An 18,482-nucleotide genomic window follows, 5' to 3' on the forward strand; every position below is an offset into this window, starting at 1 on the left:
TTTAGTCAAATTCTCAGCGATATGTCATCTGCGATCGCAATTCTGTCTCTAGCTCAAGAGAGGATATTGTTTCGATGAGAAGTTATCGCCTATTTTTGGCATTTTAGGCGATCGCTTCGGTTAAAGTTGCTCGTTTTATTACAAACTTGCGATCGCATAGTTGGCAACTAGCCAATTGGCTTCCTATTTCAGGGAATTTCCCATCTGAACCTAAAAATAGTCTTAGCCGCCAGCCGCAAAAGCAGCCAATATCAAAATTGACAGTAAAAGACCCGGACTAAGCATCAGCGCTAAGGTTAACAGTTCATTGAATTCCATTTTCTTGCACCACTACTAAAGCTCATCTAATCGATAGCGATCCTAACACGGCAATCGTTTCTTCAGAAGCAATAAGCAGAATGAATTATGATTTCAAAATGTAATGAATTAGCTAGATAAATTATTTGAAATTTAATCTAGCTAATTCATTACATTCTCTTCCTGCAATTCCCGAAACCTAACCAGGCTCCCCAAGCCCGGTTGGATTACTTTATGATGAGACGGATTTGACAGGGAACATTTTTACTTAATGCCAGTCCTGAAACACCTTATATTTTAAATCTTATTACAGCCATTTTCTATGAAGCATTTTTGCCTGATTTGCAGTTAAAGCTTTCAGTTCCTTGAAAAAAATTTCCTATAGTTTTGTCAAAATGCCTTTGTTAAAGATTATTTTGCGTTTAATAGGATTGAAAGTTCCCAGAAAATAAATTTTAAAAAATACTTAGTAATCAGCCAATACAGGAAAAGAAAATCTTAGATTTTTTCTAGCATTTATCGTCAAAGCTAATGATTATACTTTCTAAGTAATTTCACCTATACAAATAGGCATAAATTCCCCCAAGTGTAAATACTTTATCTATAAAAATTTGCAAATGTTAAAAATTATTGTTAAATTTCAGGGAACGCCATAAAAGATGATACCCAGCGATGAATAAGTTCTTTTGGATTATTCCGTCACCGCCAACGCTGCAAGCCCAATCTCGTGTTTATGACCTGAAAGCGCGGCTAGACTGGGGTGAACCGGCTTTGACGATTATTGATGTAAGCGATCGCAGCCAATTTAATATTAGCCACATCATGGGAGCTATCCCCATGCCGATGAACGAATTAGTCGATCGCGCCCTCACCAAATTGGAACTCACCCGTGATATTTACATTTACGGTGAAACCGATGAAGAAACCGCAGTTGGTGCTACAAAACTGCGTGCGGCTGGCTATCAACAAGTGTCTGAAATCAGAGGGGGCGTAGCGGCGTGGAAAGCAGTAGGTTTTCCAGTTGAGACGATTCTGACTGCTAGCTGTTAATGAATTGTGAACCAGTAATCGCTAATACATGAGAAACGTAGATTTAACCGCTATTTCTTGTGTAGGGGTATGGCATTACCATGCCCCTAGAGGACGTGAATTTTATAAGTTATTGTATCCACGTTTTTAGTGTTCAAAAATATCCTTATATTGCAGCAAATCCAAATTCACAATCGTGGGCAAACATTCAAAACATTGCTGAGCAACTTCCCACCGCCCTTCGCGTTGCAGCATTGCAATTAGTTTTTGTCGCACGCTGAGTAGATAACGAACATCATTCGCTGCATAGCGGAGTTGTTCTTCGGATAAGTTTGCAGCATTTCCCCAGTCTGAACTTTGAGCCGTTTTGTCAAGTTCTACCTTCTCTAGCTCTTGCACCAACTCCTTTAAACCGTGGCGGGAAGTATAGGTACGGGCAAGCTTGCTGGCAATTTTAGTACAAAAAATGGGAGTTACATAGATGCCTAAATTTTGCCGTAGTTGGGCAACATCGAAACGGGCAAAGTGAAATAGTTTTAGGACATTGGGGGCTTCCATCAGTTGTTTTAATTTGGGAGCGTCTATCTGTCCTTTGGCAATTCGCACGACTGTAACCCGGTTTTGAGCGTCACACAGCTGCACCAAGCATAAGCGATCGCGTTGGGGTATCAATCCCATCGTTTCAGTATCCACTGCGATCGCTGACTCTTGCAGATACTGAGACAATATCTCCTCGGAAAGGTCGCGATCGCATACCTGAAAATCTTCCAATTTTCTCTCCTTATCGGCGTTTAATGAATATTTGAGTTAAGTAATACTCGCCCTTTGCGTTCTTGGCAACACCTACCCCAGTTAAATCATACTGACCTTGAATATTTTTCAGATGACCGGGGCTTTTTAGCCAACCTTCTACTGCTTGCTTGGCTGGATCGCTAAAGCCTTGATTGTATGCCACATTTTCAGATGCACCGCCATAAGAAATTGATTTACCAATTGCCTTCGCTCGCTGCTCAAATCCATTATGGCTGAAAGGAACCGCACCATTTGCCATTGCCTGACTATGTGCCCTTGCCTCTTTGCTAATTCGAGAATCTAGCGTCAGAGGTGGCAAATTTTGGGACTTTCGATATTGATTGATGAGTTCGTGAGTGTACTCTTCCAAGGTTAGGAAATTACTGGAGGAACTGGACGATTTGGGGCTTGGGGTGCCTGGTGATGTTTCATATGGCGAAATTTCGCCATCCGGATTAGGGATAAAATCGCAGCCTCCAGCGCCAACAGCAAGGACAAGCATTCCGAAAATAAGCCCCGCAGCTAATTTTTGCATGAATTTTGTATATATTTGGCAATCAATGTTTGGGAATAATGTGGCAATTCTTTTAGGCTGACAATATAGATTTTCACTATAGCAATTCTATATTTTTTATAAGTTATTTCTTCGGCTCCCCGCCTTCACGTTGCCAAGAATTCATAGAGGGCAAGATAAGTTTCTTCTGGCGCTTCTTCGGGTAGAAAGTGACCGCAATTGATAGCCTTACCGCGTACATCAATTGCGCGATCGCGCCATGTTTCTAAAACATCATATTTGCGCCCAATAATTCCTTTTCCGCCCCAAAGAACTAGCACCGGACAGAGAATTTTTTTCTCCATATCTAGGGTATCGTGTTCTAAATCGATGGTAGCAGCGGCGCGATAATCTTCGCAGGTGGCATGAATCGCAGCGCGATCGCTAAAGCACCGAATATACTCAGCCAAGGCTTCCGGAACAAACGCAGAAAAATCTTGACTCCATCTTTCTAAACAGGTGCGGAGGTAATATTCAGGATTAGCGCCAATCAAGGTTTCGGGTAAGCCATCGGGTTGAATGAGAAAAAACCAGTGGTAGTAAGCCGTGGCAAAATCTCGATCGGTCGTCGCGTACATTTTATGGGTAGGCGCGATATCTAATAATGCTAGTTTCTTAACTCGGTGAGGATGATCGAGTGCCATGCGATGAGCGACTCGTGCGCCCCTGTCATGACCGACTACATAAAATTCTTCATAACCTAATTTTGACATCACCTCGACTTGATCTTGCGCGATCGCTCGTTTTGAATAATTCCGATGACCCGGTTCGCCTTCCGGCTTGGAACTGTCGCCGTAACCTCTCAAATCCGGTGCCACTACTGTAAAATTCTCGGCGAGACGAGGTGCTATTTTGTGCCACATGACGTGGGTTTGAGGATAGCCGTGTAGCAAGAGCAGTGCAGGACCAGATCCCGCCTTAACCAAATGGATTCTTGCTTCAGTGGTATCAATTTCAGCCACATCAAAATTATCGAACATCGTCATTTTTTAATTAACGTAGTGCCCAATCTAAAAATCGCTCAGTATGATAGAGCGCTAACTGGTTGCTAAGCCCCTGAAAGACAGCGTCAAAAGCGTGTTCAGCCCAAGGAATTTCCAGCAAAACCGATATATTTCCATCTGCACGCAGACGTTGATGCATTTGCTGGATAAATTTTAATTGCACTAAATTATCGCGGCTTCCATGCACCAATAAAGTTGGCGGTAGCGATCGCCTAACATAACTAATCGGTGAAGCAAGACGATACCGATCGGGCATGGTCGCAGGCGTTCCGCCCATAAATGTTTTTAAAACCGCTCGCGTATCGATGGGATCGGGGCGTGGCGGGTCGGCATAGCCTCCAGACAGATCCACTGGGCCATAATAGCTAACCACTGCTTTTACAGGCAGTGCATCCGGCTCATAAGCCGCCAGCATTGCTAAATGTCCGCCTGCGGAACGTCCAACGAATGCAATCCGTTCGGGATCGGCCTCGTACTCGGCTGCGTGTTGGTGGATGAAGGCTAAGGCGGCACGCACGTCATCTAGCTGCGCCGGAAAACGGTAGCGCGGCGTGTGTCGGTAATCGATGGCAAAGACACTATAGCCCCTCGCTGCCATATAACGGCTGAAATCAGCGTTTTGGGTTGGGTCGCCGCTCCGCCATGCCCCAGCGTAGATGATAATTAGCGCTGGATAATTGCCGACTTGCGGCGGTCGGTAGAGATCCATGCTCAACGGGACACCATCTGGGTTTGAAAAGACGATGCCAGAGGTATAGCGACTTTCACCCGGATTGATGCCTCGAAACACATCAGCTAGGACGAACGGTTGTTCGCGCATCCCTTTTTGCTGACGATTAGGCAAATTTCCCCTGTAGTTGCCGAGACCGTCTTGCATTGCCACAGCTAGATGCTGTTGTGTCGCTGGCATCTGTAACAGTGGCAAAACACTCAAAAGCAGTGCTAGCAAACTAGCAGCCAAAGCCAGAAATTGCCACGGAGTGCGACGGATCGTTACCAGCACCAACAGACTTGCGATCGCGTTTAGCACCACCAACCAAGGACTGACTTCCGGTGCCCCTACCCCTAATGGCAGTAGGGACATCGTGGGCGCTGGAACCACAATCCAGGAACTCAAGAAAAGTGCCGCACCACTCAAGAGCAAAACTAACGTCTGAATAATTACCGGCAGCCAATGGGACATAATCGGCTGTTCTATTGCCCCAGGTAAGCTTCTAAGACTTGTGGATTGCGCTGAATTTCAATCGGAGTCCCCACAGCAAGATTGCGACCTTCCGCGACAACCCAGACCTTGTCGCACAAGGACATGATTACATCCATATTGTGTTCAATAATCAAAAAGGTCATGCCCTCCTGATTCCATTGGGTGATGTAGTCGCAAATTTGTCTAATCAGCGTCGGATTCACTCCAGCCGCTGGTTCATCCAATAAAATTAGCTTTGGCTGCGTCATCAGCGCCCGTGCCATTTCCAGCAGCTTGCGTTGCCCTCCAGAGAGCGCCCCGGCGTAATCCTGCGCCTTTGCTGCCAACCCCACCGATTCCAGCAGAATCGTGGCTCTTTCTCTCTGCTGCCGTTCTTCCTTCGCCACCAGATGGGGTTGAAAGCAAACTTTCCAAAAGTTTTCCCCCGTCTGTTTTTGAGCTGCCAGCAGCATATTTTCCATCACTGAAAGCCGCGATAGCACCCGCGCCACCTGAAATGTACGAACCATTCCCATCTGAGCAATTTGATACGGCTGCAACGAATGAATCGGTTCGCCGTCAAAAATCACCCGCCCTTTGTCTGGATGAATGAAGTTTGATAGGAGATTAAATAGCGTCGTTTTGCCAGCACCATTCGGGCCAATCAGTCCCGTGATACTGCCTTGCGGTACCGTAATCTCGACATTATCGACAGCCCGAACTCCGCCGAAGCTTTTACAGAGTCCGCTGGCAGCGAGTAAAGCGATTTCTGAGAGTGGGGGTTTTGGGTCTGCTTCGACTAAATCGGGGCTTTCTTCGAGATGCTTGCCGCCCCCATTTAAAGACCCCTCAGACAACCGATTGGGCGGAATGTGCGAGTTATTTGCCAAGGGTCAGTTCCTCTTTTTTCCCTAAGATACCTTGTGGACGCCAAACCATCAGCACCATCAGGATTAAACCAATCACCATGATTCTAAATGCCCCTTCCCGCGAGGCATCCAGTTGCACCAACTGAGGTAAGTAAAAGCGAGTCAAACTATCGTAACCCCAGAAAATCACCGCCCCCAGGATTGTGCCCACGTTGTTACCCGCACCGCCCAAGACAACAATCGTCCAAGCATAGAAAGTCGTCAGTGGCTCAAAGTTATTCGGGTAAACCGTTGTCGTCTGCCATGCCAAAAAAGCCCCAGCGACTCCGGCGATCGCGCCTCCCAGCATGAAAGATTGTAATTTGTACCAAAAGACATTTTTTCCTAATGCTTTAGGAATTTGCTCATCTTCTCGAATCGCTTTTAGCACTCGACCCCAAGGCGATCGCACCAACGTCTCCAGCAGCCAAAATGTCAGCCCCAATACCAGCAGCGACAACACCATCAAACCAAGCTTATCTCCCGGCGGCAAGGCATATCCATATACCCCAAACGATCCTTGCCGAAATTCTTTGCCCATTGGCAACGGCTGATTATTGACAACCAAACGGAGCAATTCGGAAACGCCGATGGTCACAATTGCTAAGTAATCCTCGCGCAACCGTAGAGTTGATAATCCGATTAACAGTCCTAGCAGCGCTGCTAAAACAGCACCGATAGCCACCCCGAAAATTAGGGGAACCCCCTGCAAGCTCAACAACACTGTGGTGTATGCACCGACTGTCATAAAGGCAATATGCCCAAAATTAATCAGTCCGGTGAAGCCCCACTGTAAATTTAAACCCAAGCTAAACAGGGCAAAAATTGTCGTAGAAATTGTCAAAAAGATGAGATAGCCAACCATGCCACGCTTGTGAGACTCAATAAACTATAAACTCTAAGCTCTAAGCTTTAGATTGTCCAAGATCCCTCTAACAAGAAGGCTCTAGGGAATGTTACGTTGTTCGCCAGTGTTTAATTATGAATTTTCTCAGAGGTCGATTACAACGCTTAACTGCTCAGCTACCCGATTTAATCGATCAACTCGCTGATGACAACTTGGATGACGCCTGGAAAGTTCTACAACAGATTTATTATGACCTGTATATGCTCAAAGCCATCCAAGAGTCGAAGCATACCGTACAGCCGGGGGAAACCCTAACTCGCGAAGAAGCTCTCCGGATGTTGCACTTCCCCTAAGTTTTCCCCTGTTCGTCGGCTGAATCAAAGGGTAAAAATCGCTTTTAGTCAAATTTCGCAGTAAAAAGAAAAAGTATCTGCCATTTGGAGTAAGAGCCAGTTGCCCTGTGAAACTAGAAGTGCGCTATGCCCGGTCTTTTCTGCGAGACCTGAAGAACTTAGAATACGCAGCTAGAGAGCGGATATATGAATTCGTCTTTGAGGAGTTCATGCGGATCGAGCGAATTACCGATTTGCCGGAACTCCGGGAAATCGGGTCTGATAGTATCTTCTACCGCTTTACGATAGATGACTATCTAATTGCGATTGAAGTCACCGGGCATCTTGTTAAATTTCTGCGGGTTCTGCCCAAACCGCGTCTTTAAGAGGCTTTCGAGTTGAAAGCCGGTCGTTGTAAGACCGAATAGAGCGGTCTAATGAATTTTCCTGGCTATCTCAGATAAATCTAGCTGTACAGGACTCTAAAGCAATTCTGAATCTCAATTTGGGGTGGGAGAATTACCCAATTAACGAATTGACAGGCTAATTCGTCAAAAGTGATGCTGAAGCTTACCTTAAACTTGTGTTGACTGGAAACACGCTTATTGAGATTTACTTATGGATGCTGCTGCACTTTGGCAACGTTACCAAGAATGGCTCTACTACCATGAGGGGTTAGACTTTTACCTCGATGTCAGCCGGATGCGGTTTGATAGTGAGTTTGTCGAGGCGATGCAGCCGAGGTTTGAGAAGGCGTTTCAGGAGATGGAGGCACTGGAGGGAGGCGCGATCGCAAACCCTGATGAAAACCGCATGGTAGGTCACTACTGGCTGCGCGACCCGGATTTAGCGCCCACTCCGGAAATCAAACAACAGATTGTCCAAACTTTAGAGCAGATTGAAGCATTTGCCCAAAAAATCCACAGCGGCGAAATTCATCCACCCAACGCTCCTAAGTTTACCGATATTGTTTCCATCGGTATCGGCGGATCGGCACTCGGTCCCCAATTTGTCGCCCAAGCGATCGCTCCAGACTTCCCGCCCCTCGCCATCCACTTCATTGACAACACCGATCCGGCGGGCATTGACCGTATCCTCTCCCAGCTCAAAGATCGGCTGAACAGCACCCTCGTCTTAGTCATCTCCAAATCAGGGGGAACGCCAGAACCCCGCAATGGCATGGTAGAAGTGCAAAAAGCCTTCGCTGAGCAGAATCTGAACTTTTCCCCTCAAGCTGTTGCCATTACCGGGGAAAGCAGCAAATTAGATCGGCAGGCAAACTCAGAAGGCTGGTTGGCAACCTTCCCAATGGAAGATTGGGTGGGAGGACGTACCTCGGAGCTGTCAGCCGTAGGATTGCTCCCAGCCGCCTTGCAGGGAATCGATATCCGCGCCATGCTTGCCGGTGCCAAAGAAATGGACACTGCCACTCGCCTGCCCCAAGTCAAGAAAAATCCAGCCGCACTACTGGCGATGAGCTGGTACTTCGCCGGAAATGGCAAGGGCGAAAAAGATATGGTGGTGTTGCCCTACAAAGACAGCCTGCTGCTATTCAGCCGCTATTTGCAACAGTTAGTCATGGAATCTTTGGGCAAAGAAAAAGACCTTGACGGAAATATCGTCTACCAAGGGATTGCTGTTTATGGCAACAAAGGCTCAACCGACCAACACGCTTACGTGCAGCAGTTGCGAGAGGGCGTCCCGAATTTCTTCCTGACTTTCATTGAAGTCTTAAAAGACCGGCAGGGTAACTCCCCCTTCGTCGAGCCGGAAGTCACATCCGGCGACTATCTCTCTGGTTTACTCCAGGGAACCCGACAAGCTTTGTATGAAAACCAGCGGGATTCTGTCACCGTGACGATTCCTCAGGTAAATCCCCGCATGGTAGGTGCCTTAATTGCTTTGTATGACCGGGCTGTTGGACTTTATGGGTTCCTGGTCAATATCAATGCTTATCACCAGCCAGGGGTAGAAGCGGGTAAAAAGGCTGCCGCCGCCATTCTCGACTTGCAAAGACGAGTTTTGCAGGCAGTACAAGAGGAAGGCGCTCCCCTTTCTTTGACTGAGTTGGCTCAGAAAGCGGGTGCCTCCGATCAAATTGAGGCAATCTACAAAATTCTGCGCCACCTTGATGCCAATCAGCGGAGTGTTGTTTTAAAAGGCAATTTGGGCGAACCCAGCAGTTTGAGGGTTTCCGCCATTTAAATGGCTCTAATTATCATAAATTTGGCATTCTAGAGCGAAGACAAAGCTTCAACTCGAAGGATGCTGAATATGGCTCTAATCGAGGAAATTGAGGTCTGTCCGCTAGCTTCTGCAAATAGGGGAGTGGCTAAGTTTTACATCCCCTCAGTTTAAGTTTAAGTAGGGGCACAGCGTTGCCGTGCCCCTATGGCTAATACGAAAGTTTAGAGACTCTACCTCTCAATGCCGAGACGCTCGTGCAAGCTGCTCAAAACAGTAACTAAAAAGGCACAGCTAAAACTGAGAAATTCAATCCTTCTCCTTCTTAATTTGTCAATAAGCTGGGGCAAGTCAGAACAAATACGTCCCTTGTTCCTTCACCGTGAAATAGTGGCTGAATGGGAGTTGTATAGTGAAAAAATTCCCGATCGTTGACTAATAGCAGTTCGCCTGGATGAAGAACTTTAGAAAAAACCGGGTCATGCTTTTTGGATTTGTAGAGATGGGTTTCTCCACCTTGAATATTTTCCCGCCCTACAGAAAATATGCCGACAAAATCAGTCCCATCCCGATGAATCCCTTCAGGGGCAGGGTTTCCATAATTATCTGGCGAACAGGTCGTTCTAATTTGATGAACTCCTATTTCAACAGCTTCTGGGTCGAGTTGGCAGTAATCAATAAATGCCAAAACAAGTTTTTTGAAATCTTCAAGCTTCGTAATGGCATCATCTAGTTCGGCATACTCTCGCTTGATATCGCCGACTAATGGATTGTATTGCTTGCTTTGAAACAAGTAACCATGCGGTAGTTTGACTAAGTCATTTCCAAATACTTTGAACCGAGATAATCTTCTGAAACGATAATTATTCTTGATGTAAGGGTCAACAGGAAGATCGCTAAAGAATGGCTTAAAACCTTCTATCTTTACGGAATGGACTTTGTGTAAGGTAAACATCATGGCATAAGCCAAATCCGTCGATCCCGGTAGCGTTTGCATCGCTTTTTCTCCAGTACGCTTCGATCCCCAGTTTTCCTTCCTACTTCAGGAAGGCTATTCTTTAAGCATAAACTTAGAATTTTTAATTTGGTTGTTTATGATACAAAATTAATACAAATTTTTGATAAAGATTCCCTCCCAATGACTCAGTGAAATGTAAAAATTTAGATATAGTTTTACATATTTCTTCCTTCTCTGGGATTTTACTGAACTGGCAGCCTTAAGTTCGCACTGCTTTTACCAAAGCCTCGCACGCTCGCAGGAAAATACCGACATCCACACCGAGAGTTATGTACTGAACTCCGTCATCAATCCACTGCTTCGCTGTTTCAGGATTATCGGCAAATGTGCCCGCAGATTTCCCAGCCTTGCGAATCGTGGTAACGCATTTTTGCATCAGCTCAATTACCCGCGAGTCTTGCACTTGCCCCGGAATGCCCAAAGACTGCGACAAATCATAAGGGCCGAGAAAAATGACATCAATGTGGGGCACGCTGACAATTTCTTCAATATTTTCGACGCCGCGAATCCCTTCGACGTGAACGACAATCAGAGATTCTTCGTTGAGCTGATTTGTAATTTGCGTCCCTGCTGCTGCGTACACGCCAGCACGGGTGTAAAATGAAAGTCCGCGCGAACCAAGAGGGCTATATTTGGCACCACGCACAACATCCGCTGCGTCGGACTGAGTTTCTATCTGAGGCACTTGAACACCGGCACTGCCGATGTCCAGTGCCCGTTGAATTTGCGGTGCGTCGTTCTTGCGGATGCGTACAATCGGTGCCAATCCCACGCAGTCGGCTGCACGGCACAGGTCTTCGGCAACCAGTGTGTTGAGGGCACCGTGTTCCATGTCAATCACGGCAAAGTCAAATCCTGCGTGTCCGCAGATTTCTATAAAAGCCGGATAGGCGCAGTTGATGAACGGGCCGAGGACAACCTCACCTCGCTTGAGTTTCCGTTTCAGTTGATTTTCACGCATTGGTCAGTTTTCACCTTAAGAGGCAGAACAGTGTTCCCACTTTTAGGATGGACTTGACCTATTCTAGGGGTTATGTACGCTCTTCCTCTGTGCCCATGCCTTTGCTCATCGTGGTTGCCGATGACGATCCAGGAATTCGGCTTTCTATATGCGATTATCTGGAAATGTCTGGCTACTCAGTTATTACAGCTGAGGATGGTCAAGCAGCTCTCAGTTTAGTTGAGTCATATCATCCTCATTTGCTGGTAACAGACATTATGATGCCCCGGATGGATGGCTATGAACTGGTGCGGCGTCTCCGTCAACGCCCAGCGTTTCGTCTATTACCAGTAATTTTCTTAACGGAGCGTGCAACGACCTCAGAACGGATTCGGGGCTACCAATTAGGCTGCGATCTGTATCTGCCCAAGCCGTTTGAGTTGGATGAGTTAGGGGCAGTGATTCGCAATCTTTTAGAGCGATCGCAGATGATTCAAGTCGAATGGCGATCGCTGATTCATGCTGTTGCCACACCAGAGAAGGAAGTGGAAGCGCCTGGGCTTCCGCAACATACTCCTTCAAACTCATTCAACCTGACTCAGCGAGAACAGGAAGTTCTCGATTTACTCACCAAGGGTTTATCTAACGCCGACATCGGCAACGAGTTGCACCTAAGTCCTCGGACGGTGGAAAAGCACGTTAGCAACCTGCTGAGAAAAACGGAAACTAGCAACCGAGCCGAACTGGTGCGTTTTGCCTTAGAGCATCATCTAGTGGAATAGTCAATTGCTAACGGCTAATTATTGAATCGAATTAGCCCATTAGCGATTAGCCTGACTAACGTGTTGTAGCAGACCCTCACAGGCATCTAAAAGTAAATCGATGACTTGGTTAAACCCCTCCGGACCACCGTAGTAGGGGTCAGGAACCTCAGTCGCAGTATGGCGGGTGCAAAAGTCACACATCAGCCGCACCTTGTCCCGATACTGCCCTGATGGGTCAAGGGAGAGGATATCGCGGTAATTCTCCCGATCCATTGCCAGAATCAGGTCAAAGTCCTCAAAGTCAGACCTTTGAAACTGCCGCGCTTGACCTTGGAGTTTAATTCCTTTGTGTCCTGCGGCTACTCCCATGCGTCGGTCGGGGGAACGACCAATGTGATAACCAGCTGTACCGGCAGAATCGCAGATGATCCGTTCCTCTAAGTTTGCTTGCTCAATCAAATGGTTCATGATGTTTTCTGCCGCAGGCGACCGGCAAATATTGCCCAAGCAAACGAATAATAACTTGTAGGACATTTGATGCTAAGATGTCTAGTTTTGTACGTTTAATGATTGATACACTTCCCCATTCACAAGTCTCTAATTCCGCACCAGCATTAGAGGAAAGCCAATCGGTATAACTCATTAATCATAAGTGGTCATCTACCCTGGTGTTAAGTTTAGCAACGAAATTGCTGCATACTGGGATCGCAGTGGGATAACGAATGCCGGGATTGAGTTAATCTTTACTTTTGTTATTCTGCCTGACTCCACCGGCAACTCATGAAAGCGAAAGGCAAGCATTTAATCATCCCTTTTTTGCCTTTTACTTCCTTTGTTCGTTGGTCATTTGAGGTTCATTACTTGATGTTTAAAAAGTCCCGCTACAAACCTTATCAAAAACGCCGCCAGCCGCCTTCGCTCCTCATCCTACTCCTAGCTTTGCCCCTCATTTTGATTCTCTTGGAACTGCTTGCACGGGTTGCTGTGAGCGTTGCGGGCAAAAATGCTGAATTGGCAGCCTATGAAGGTGAACCAACAGAAGTTACCGCCTACCGCCTTAAATTCCTCGATCAAAACCAGCAAACCTACGGGGGTTTACCGAATTCTGGGCGTCTGGTTGCCAAACGGCGTTTATCAGTGGGATATCAGCTGGCAGGAAATCAACAGAGCAAATTCTGGCGCATTAACGAACAGGGTTTTCGTGATGACCAGCCGGTTTCTCAAGCGAAACCCAAAGATGAAATTCGGATTTTCATTTTGGGCGGTTCTACAGCTTTTGGTCAAATGAGTTCCAATAACGCAACCACGTTTGCCCATAAGCTCGAAGGTAGTCTGAATATACGGGTAAAGCAGCAGAAAGCTTCTCCAGAGAAATTTCGCCCGGATTTCTTGCCCTACTACAAGCCAGAACGGGTGAAAGCACTCGCCTTGCCGCTACGGATTCGGGAAGGCAACTATCGTGTCATTAACGCGGCGGTTCCTGGCTATACTTCGGGGAACGAACTGGCTGGGCTTGCCCTCCAGATTTTGCCTTACCAGCCTGATGCAATTGTGGTTTTGAACGGGTATGCAGATTTAATGCTACCCAGCACTGAAAACGAAACGAATATCCCTTATGTAGAAAAATTTCTGAACAACGCAGCAGGACATCTGTGGTTTGACCTGACTCAGGACATGAAGCGCTGGCTCAATCAAACCTATTTAGTTAAAGCAACACAGTATTGGGTGTTGAAACCGCAACCGACTGTAGAGCAGCTGACGATGGCAGTGAGAGAAGAAAGCGTCCCTTTAGCACAACGTCTGCCAGCTAACACCACTGAGCTGGAGCGTCGGGTCAAGCGTTATCAAAATCACCAGACACAGATGGTTCGTCTGACAGCAGCAGCGCAGATTCCTTTGGTTTTGGTGGTTCAGCCAGAAATTACGGGGCGCTCAACCAATAATCTTTCTCTTAGAGAACGGGAGCTTTTAAGCGAACTCGGTTCAACCTACACCCAACGAGTGCAAGCCGGGTATGGACAATTAGACACAAAGACTGGGCAGTTACAGAGAAGTTTTCCGCAAAATGTGAAAGTGCTGAATTTTTACAAGCTTTACCAGAATTTCCCAGGTCAGGCTTTTTCAGACGCCATTCACTTGACGGATGAAGCCAATACAGTAATGGCAGATCGGCTCTACAAAACGTTTTTGGAGTTACCAAGGCTACAGATACAGCCAGCAAAGCAGCCGCAATAGGCAGGAGAGCCAGGGAGCAGAGGAGAGAACAAGTAATGTAGAGCCAAATTCTCCTCTATCCCTGAAGTTATTGTGCCTATCTTATAAAGATTTCTAAACCTAGGAAATATTCCCGCAGTTTTGCCTGCTAGCCGTCTCTCTACGATAAGTAGGTGGCAGGCGAGAAGCCTGCCTAAGAAGAGCGGCAGATATTGATGCCTGGGAAATCCCTTAAGGGTTACAGTGGCAGGTCGAGTCCACTGGTGAGGTCTTCCATCCGCTGTCGCATTGTTGCGGTGGATTTTTCGTAGGCATCTTTCATTGCCGCTGTTACAAGTTCAGCTAGAGCATCTGCTCCCTGATTGTAGGCGTCTGCTGAAATTTCTACCCGCAGAGGTTCTTGATTGCCGCTGAGGAAAACCTTAACGCTTCCACCGCTGCTCTCTCCCCCAATCTCCATTTGCTCCAATTCTTCTTGGAGCCTTTTGGCACCTTCTTGAACCTGCTGGGCTTTTTTAAAAGCTTCGGCTAGTTCTTTCATTTTGCCTAAGCCAAAGCCAAATCCTTTCTGTGTCATAACTATTAATGCCGTATGCGATAGACTTGCAAGCCAATTTCAATCTTAGTATCCCTGGCGTCTGGCGACACCTTTAAGCAGGCTGAAACTCACCTAAGATTTTCACTTCTGGTTCTAAGCACAGAGACCAATGCTGTTCCACTTGCTGCTGAACATAGCGAATCAAATGGAAAATATCGCTAGCTTTAGCACCGCCACAGTTGAGGATAAAGTTGGCATGGCGTTGGGCGACTTGGGCACCGCCAATCTGGTAGCCTTTGAGTCCGGTTTGTTCGATCAACCAGGCAGCTTTGTGAGAATCGGGATTGCGGAAAACGCTGCCGCAACTTGGCAAATGGTAGGGTTGAGTGGTTCGCCGTTGCTCTAGATGTTTGGCAGTTGTTGCCATAACTTGAGCTGGGTCGGCTCCCGGTTCAAGTTGGAAGGTTGCCTGCGTCACCAAGCGATCGCCTCCTTGCAGAATTGAGGTGCGGTAGGCAAATCCCAGTTGTTGTGGTGTCAAAATCTCAGCTTTTCCGCTGGGTGAGAGGGCTTGGACGTTAACTAAAATATCAGCGGTACAGCTGGTGTGAGCGCCTGCATTCATCACCACTGCGCCGCCGACTGTACCGGGGATGCCAACAGCCCATTCCAACCCTTGCCAACCGCGTTCTGCTGCCTGCCATGCGAGGCGGGCGATGGGTTCTCCGGCACCTGCACTCACCTGACCCGTTTCGGGGTCGAAGTTGGTGTGGCGGAGATGGCGAGTACAGATGGCTAAACCGGGAAGACCTTTGTCGCTCACCAGTAAGTTTGAACCGGCTCCCAAGAGCGTGATCGACAATTCTTGATACCGCGCCCACTCAAAACTAGCTTGCAGTTCTTCGGTACGGCGAGGAGCTACATACCATTCGGCTGGTCCTCCCACTCGAAAAGAGGTCAGGCTGGAGAGGGGAGCTTGCGATCGCACAATACAATCGGTTCCTGGTAGGTAAAGCGGGGAAGAAGACTTGGTGGATTTTTTCTGGGGGGAAGAAGCGTTTACAACGCTGGCTGGATCATAAGAGAGAGTCATATCAATTCACAAATTTGAATGCCGAGACAGCTGAGGGCACAACATGAGTTTTGAGTAATTTTGAGTGAATCTGTTAGCTGGGAACTTCTTTACTCATAAGTACGACTTCAATGCAGCTAACGGATTCAGTCATCACCGATTACTTGAGACTGGCTTCGTCAGTTTTTTGATAGAACGCCATGACCTCAGGAATAATCTGATTTAGATTCCCCGCCCCCAAAAACAGAGCCAAATCGCCCGGTCGAAGGGTATCTGTAAGTAACTTACAGATGGACGGGAGAGACGGTTGGTAATGCACGTTCGGATGATTACCCGCCACTAATTCCGCGACTTGTTCACCGCTAATCTGCCCCAAATTAGGTTCTCCGGCGCTATAAATATCGCTGAGAATCACAATATCGGCATCTTTAAAAGATTGAGCAAATTCCGGTAAAAAAGCGAGCGTCCGGCTGTAGCGGTGTGGTTGGAAAATAGCGACAAGCCTTCGCGGCGGCAACACTTGCAAGCGAGCTGCTGACAGGGTTGCCAGAAGTTCGCTGGGATGGTGGGCATAATCATCCACAAAGTAGATGCCATTACGCTCGCCCCGCAGCTCAAATCGGCGGCGGGCACCCTCGAAGGTCGCGATCGCCTCTGCAATTACCTCAAAATCCATCCCCAGCTGACGACCCACAGCCACGGCTGCTAGGGCATTGCTGAGATTGTGCTTGCCTAGCAACTTTAAGGAGAGCTTCCCCAGAATTTCTCCCCGTTCCCAAACTTGTGCCTCTGTGCCATCCGCCCGATAATCCACCCGATCGACCGTATAATCAGCCCCAGAATCTCGCTGCAAGCTATAGCTGATTGCGGGTTGCAGAGAATCTCTAACTACAGCACAATCAATGCACCCCACCAAGGTTTTACAGCGTTTAGCGAATATCTGGAAGGTGCTAATCACCTCTTCGAGCGATTCATAGTGATCTGGATGATCCAGTTCAATATTTGTAATCACACCAATTGCGGCTGAGAGTCTCGATAACGACCCATCTGATTCATCCGCTTCCGCAACTAGATAGGGACCGTCTCCTAACCGTGCGTTGCCTCCCCAGGCATTCACTTCACCGCCTACCACGATTGTTGGGTCTAATCCTGCTTGTAGCAGTAAATACCCAATCAAACTGCTAGTTGTAGTTTTCCCATGAGTACCAGCGACAGCAATACTTTGGTAATCCTGAATCAAAGCTGCTAATAAATCAGAACGATGAAAAATCGGACAGCCTAATTCAATAGCTGCCCGATATTCAGAGTTTGCCGGATTGATTGCAGTTGAACAAATCACTTGGGGCAGAGCCATTGCCCTTAGGTTCGTAGATGACCCTCGATTACTCGACCGAGTTGCTCCAGTTTCTACAGGTTCCCTGGAGGGTTCCAGGCGATCGCTTATACCAATGACTGCCGTTGGTAATGCTTCGTAGGCTGAGTCCTCGGTTGGTTGAAAAAATTCTAAGTTTGCGGCGTCTTGACTTCCAAAAACATGAGTGCCAACGGCCTGCAAACGTTTAGTAATATGGCTGGAATGAATATCCGATCCAGATACAGGCAGCTTACGCTTGGCTAGAACGTAGGCGAGAGCTGACATTCCAATTCCACCAATGCCGATGAAATGAAACGGCCTCCCGGTAAAATCAACAGTATTCGGCATCTTAGCTCCTTACACACCACACCACACCAGGCTGCACGGATAACACGCGCTATCATATCAAGAATTGATTTTTCTTGATACAACCTTGCCAAGATTTACAGCACAATCCCAGAGCGCGATCGCAGAATCCGCTTTCGGTCGCTATAACTGCACTTTAGGTCATTCCTAAATAGAGCGGCTTCTATCATGGGATGGTTTTTATCTTTACACGTCAAAATGCATTTCAGTCCGGAAACTTCCTGCAAAGACTAACACCAAGACAGTAGCAGATCATCCGCATTTTTACTGCTTAACCTAGAGAATAGGAAACAAGCCACAACGGATCTTGTATGCAAAACTTGGGAATTTTGGGTGGAACCTTTGATCCCATTCACTGTGGACACCTGTTGATGGCGGAAACTGCTTTATCTCAAGCGGCTCTAAACCAGGTCATTTGGGTACCGAGTCGCTGTCCTGCCTACAAAGTGGCGGTGGAATTTGAGCATCGCGCTCAAATGGTGCAACAAGCGATCGCAGACCATCCAAACTTTGTTTTCTCGCCTCTAGAGACAAATTGCACCCGTCCAGATTATGCCATTAATACCCTTTTAGACCTCCAGATTCTCTACCCGAATAGCCGCTGGCACTGGATTATTGGTACGGACGCTTTCAGAACCTTACCTCGTTGGCATCGACGGCAGGAACTTGTACCCGCTTGTGAATGGTTGGTGGCACCGCGTCCAGAAGAACTGCCGATCCCGGTGGATGATAACCGAGAAAATTTGCTCTGCCAGCAGATTGTTCAACAGCTTGTCGCCCAAGAGTTGACGATTCGCTGGCAGTTGTTGAAAATGCCGAAAGTGGGCATTTCATCAAGTTTGATTCGCCACTATTGTCGCCAAAAACACTCGATTCGTTATTTAGTCCCAGAAGCTGTCAGAGTATATATTTCCATCCACAACCTCTACGGAGGCTGGATTTGAAATTAATTTGGAATTAAAATAATGATTCAAAATTATGAGCCGTTTTAATTTTGAATCTCTAGTTTAATGATTCTTGAATGCTTCAGAACGTTCCGATTCAGGCAGAGCATTCCCTTTGTCAAACAACGCTAATAGGTCATTTG

General features: G+C 47.2%; 19 protein-coding genes. 7 read left to right on the forward strand and 12 right to left on the reverse strand.

Annotated elements, in window-relative coordinates:
• Positions 1–969 precede the first annotated feature (969 nt).
• On the forward strand, positions 970–1,347 hold the full coding sequence (locus H6F52_RS12095; protein ID WP_190439339.1) for a rhodanese-like domain-containing protein: 378 nt from the start codon (positions 970–972) through the stop codon (positions 1,345–1,347).
• A 126-nt stretch (positions 1,348–1,473) separates the two neighbouring features.
• On the opposite strand, the gene H6F52_RS12100 is transcribed toward H6F52_RS12095, so the two are convergent.
• From H6F52_RS12100 to H6F52_RS12125, 6 genes are all read right to left on the reverse strand, one after another.
• Complete coding sequence (locus H6F52_RS12100; protein WP_190534920.1) at positions 1,474–2,097, reverse strand: ribonuclease H-like domain-containing protein; 624 nt, start codon at positions 2,095–2,097, stop codon at positions 1,474–1,476.
• Positions 2,098–2,107: 10 nt separating this feature from the next.
• Positions 2,108–2,620, reverse strand: coding sequence for a CAP domain-containing protein (locus tag H6F52_RS12105; protein WP_242033929.1), 513 nt, complete (start codon positions 2,618–2,620; stop codon positions 2,108–2,110).
• Positions 2,621–2,778: 158 nt separating this feature from the next.
• The gene (locus H6F52_RS12110) at positions 2,779–3,651 is read right to left on the reverse strand and encodes an alpha/beta hydrolase (RefSeq protein WP_190534925.1); all 873 of its coding nucleotides are present in this window, start codon (positions 3,649–3,651) and stop codon (positions 2,779–2,781) included.
• 13 nt (positions 3,652–3,664) lie between these two features.
• A complete protein-coding gene (locus H6F52_RS12115; RefSeq protein ID WP_190534929.1) occupies positions 3,665–4,858 on the reverse strand; it encodes an alpha/beta hydrolase in 1,194 nt (397 codons plus the stop codon).
• An 11-nt stretch (positions 4,859–4,869) separates the two neighbouring features.
• Entirely contained in the window at positions 4,870–5,625 is a 756-nt protein-coding gene (locus H6F52_RS12120) for an ABC transporter ATP-binding protein (protein WP_347275842.1), read from the reverse strand.
• A 112-nt stretch (positions 5,626–5,737) separates the two neighbouring features.
• Positions 5,738–6,631, reverse strand: coding sequence for a branched-chain amino acid ABC transporter permease (locus tag H6F52_RS12125; protein WP_190410571.1), 894 nt, complete (start codon positions 6,629–6,631; stop codon positions 5,738–5,740).
• Between the two features lie 116 nt (positions 6,632–6,747).
• On the opposite strand from H6F52_RS12125, the gene H6F52_RS12130 reads away from it, so the two are divergent.
• The 3 genes from H6F52_RS12130 to H6F52_RS12140 all read left to right on the forward strand — a co-directional run bounded on the left by H6F52_RS12130 (position 6,748) and on the right by H6F52_RS12140 (position 9,150).
• On the forward strand, positions 6,748–6,966 hold the full coding sequence (locus tag H6F52_RS12130) for a hypothetical protein (protein ID WP_190410570.1): 219 nt from the start codon (positions 6,748–6,750) through the stop codon (positions 6,964–6,966).
• 107 nt (positions 6,967–7,073) lie between these two features.
• The gene (locus tag H6F52_RS12135) at positions 7,074–7,331 is read left to right on the forward strand and encodes a cytotoxic translational repressor of toxin-antitoxin stability system (RefSeq protein ID WP_190534934.1); all 258 of its coding nucleotides are present in this window, start codon (positions 7,074–7,076) and stop codon (positions 7,329–7,331) included.
• 232 nt (positions 7,332–7,563) lie between these two features.
• Complete coding sequence (locus tag H6F52_RS12140) at positions 7,564–9,150, forward strand: glucose-6-phosphate isomerase (protein WP_190534937.1); 1,587 nt, start codon at positions 7,564–7,566, stop codon at positions 9,148–9,150.
• Positions 9,151–9,454: 304 nt separating this feature from the next.
• Here H6F52_RS12140 and H6F52_RS12145 read toward each other — a convergent pair whose 3' ends face one another.
• Complete coding sequence (locus H6F52_RS12145; RefSeq protein WP_190410567.1) at positions 9,455–10,126, reverse strand: 2OG-Fe dioxygenase family protein; 672 nt, start codon at positions 10,124–10,126, stop codon at positions 9,455–9,457.
• A 220-nt stretch (positions 10,127–10,346) separates the two neighbouring features.
• Positions 10,347–11,108: an aldolase/citrate lyase family protein gene (locus H6F52_RS12150; protein ID WP_190534943.1), complete on the reverse strand. Its 762-nt coding sequence runs from the start codon at positions 11,106–11,108 to the stop codon at positions 10,347–10,349.
• A gap of 95 nt (positions 11,109–11,203) precedes the next feature.
• Here H6F52_RS12150 and H6F52_RS12155 point away from each other — a divergent pair, with 95 nt between their 5' ends.
• On the forward strand, positions 11,204–11,869 hold the full coding sequence (locus H6F52_RS12155) for a response regulator transcription factor (RefSeq protein ID WP_190410902.1): 666 nt from the start codon (positions 11,204–11,206) through the stop codon (positions 11,867–11,869).
• A 39-nt stretch (positions 11,870–11,908) separates the two neighbouring features.
• On the opposite strand, the gene H6F52_RS12160 is transcribed toward H6F52_RS12155, so the two are convergent.
• Positions 11,909–12,385: a low molecular weight protein-tyrosine-phosphatase gene (locus H6F52_RS12160; protein WP_190534945.1), complete on the reverse strand. Its 477-nt coding sequence runs from the start codon at positions 12,383–12,385 to the stop codon at positions 11,909–11,911.
• 330 nt (positions 12,386–12,715) lie between these two features.
• Here H6F52_RS12160 and H6F52_RS12165 point away from each other — a divergent pair, with 330 nt between their 5' ends.
• Positions 12,716–14,086 (forward strand): SGNH/GDSL hydrolase family protein, encoded by a 1,371-nt coding sequence (locus tag H6F52_RS12165; protein WP_190534947.1) that lies wholly within the window; start codon positions 12,716–12,718, stop codon positions 14,084–14,086.
• A 217-nt stretch (positions 14,087–14,303) separates the two neighbouring features.
• Here H6F52_RS12165 and H6F52_RS12170 read toward each other — a convergent pair whose 3' ends face one another.
• From H6F52_RS12170 to murC, 3 genes are all read right to left on the reverse strand, one after another.
• A complete protein-coding gene (locus tag H6F52_RS12170; protein ID WP_190530227.1) occupies positions 14,304–14,642 on the reverse strand; it encodes a YbaB/EbfC family nucleoid-associated protein in 339 nt (112 codons plus the stop codon).
• A 73-nt stretch (positions 14,643–14,715) separates the two neighbouring features.
• Complete coding sequence (gene murB, locus H6F52_RS12175) at positions 14,716–15,696, reverse strand: UDP-N-acetylmuramate dehydrogenase (RefSeq protein WP_190534948.1); 981 nt, start codon at positions 15,694–15,696, stop codon at positions 14,716–14,718.
• Positions 15,697–15,835: 139 nt separating this feature from the next.
• Positions 15,836–17,377 (reverse strand): UDP-N-acetylmuramate--L-alanine ligase, encoded by a 1,542-nt coding sequence (gene murC / locus H6F52_RS12180; protein WP_190410561.1) that lies wholly within the window; start codon positions 17,375–17,377, stop codon positions 15,836–15,838.
• A 329-nt stretch (positions 17,378–17,706) separates the two neighbouring features.
• Here murC and nadD point away from each other — a divergent pair, with 329 nt between their 5' ends.
• Complete coding sequence (nadD, locus tag H6F52_RS12185; protein WP_190534950.1) at positions 17,707–18,339, forward strand: nicotinate (nicotinamide) nucleotide adenylyltransferase; 633 nt, start codon at positions 17,707–17,709, stop codon at positions 18,337–18,339.
• Positions 18,340–18,482 lie beyond the last annotated feature (143 nt).

Source organism: Coleofasciculus sp. FACHB-542 (assembly GCF_014695825.1).
Taxonomy (GTDB): domain Bacteria; phylum Cyanobacteriota; class Cyanobacteriia; order Cyanobacteriales; family FACHB-T130; genus FACHB-T130.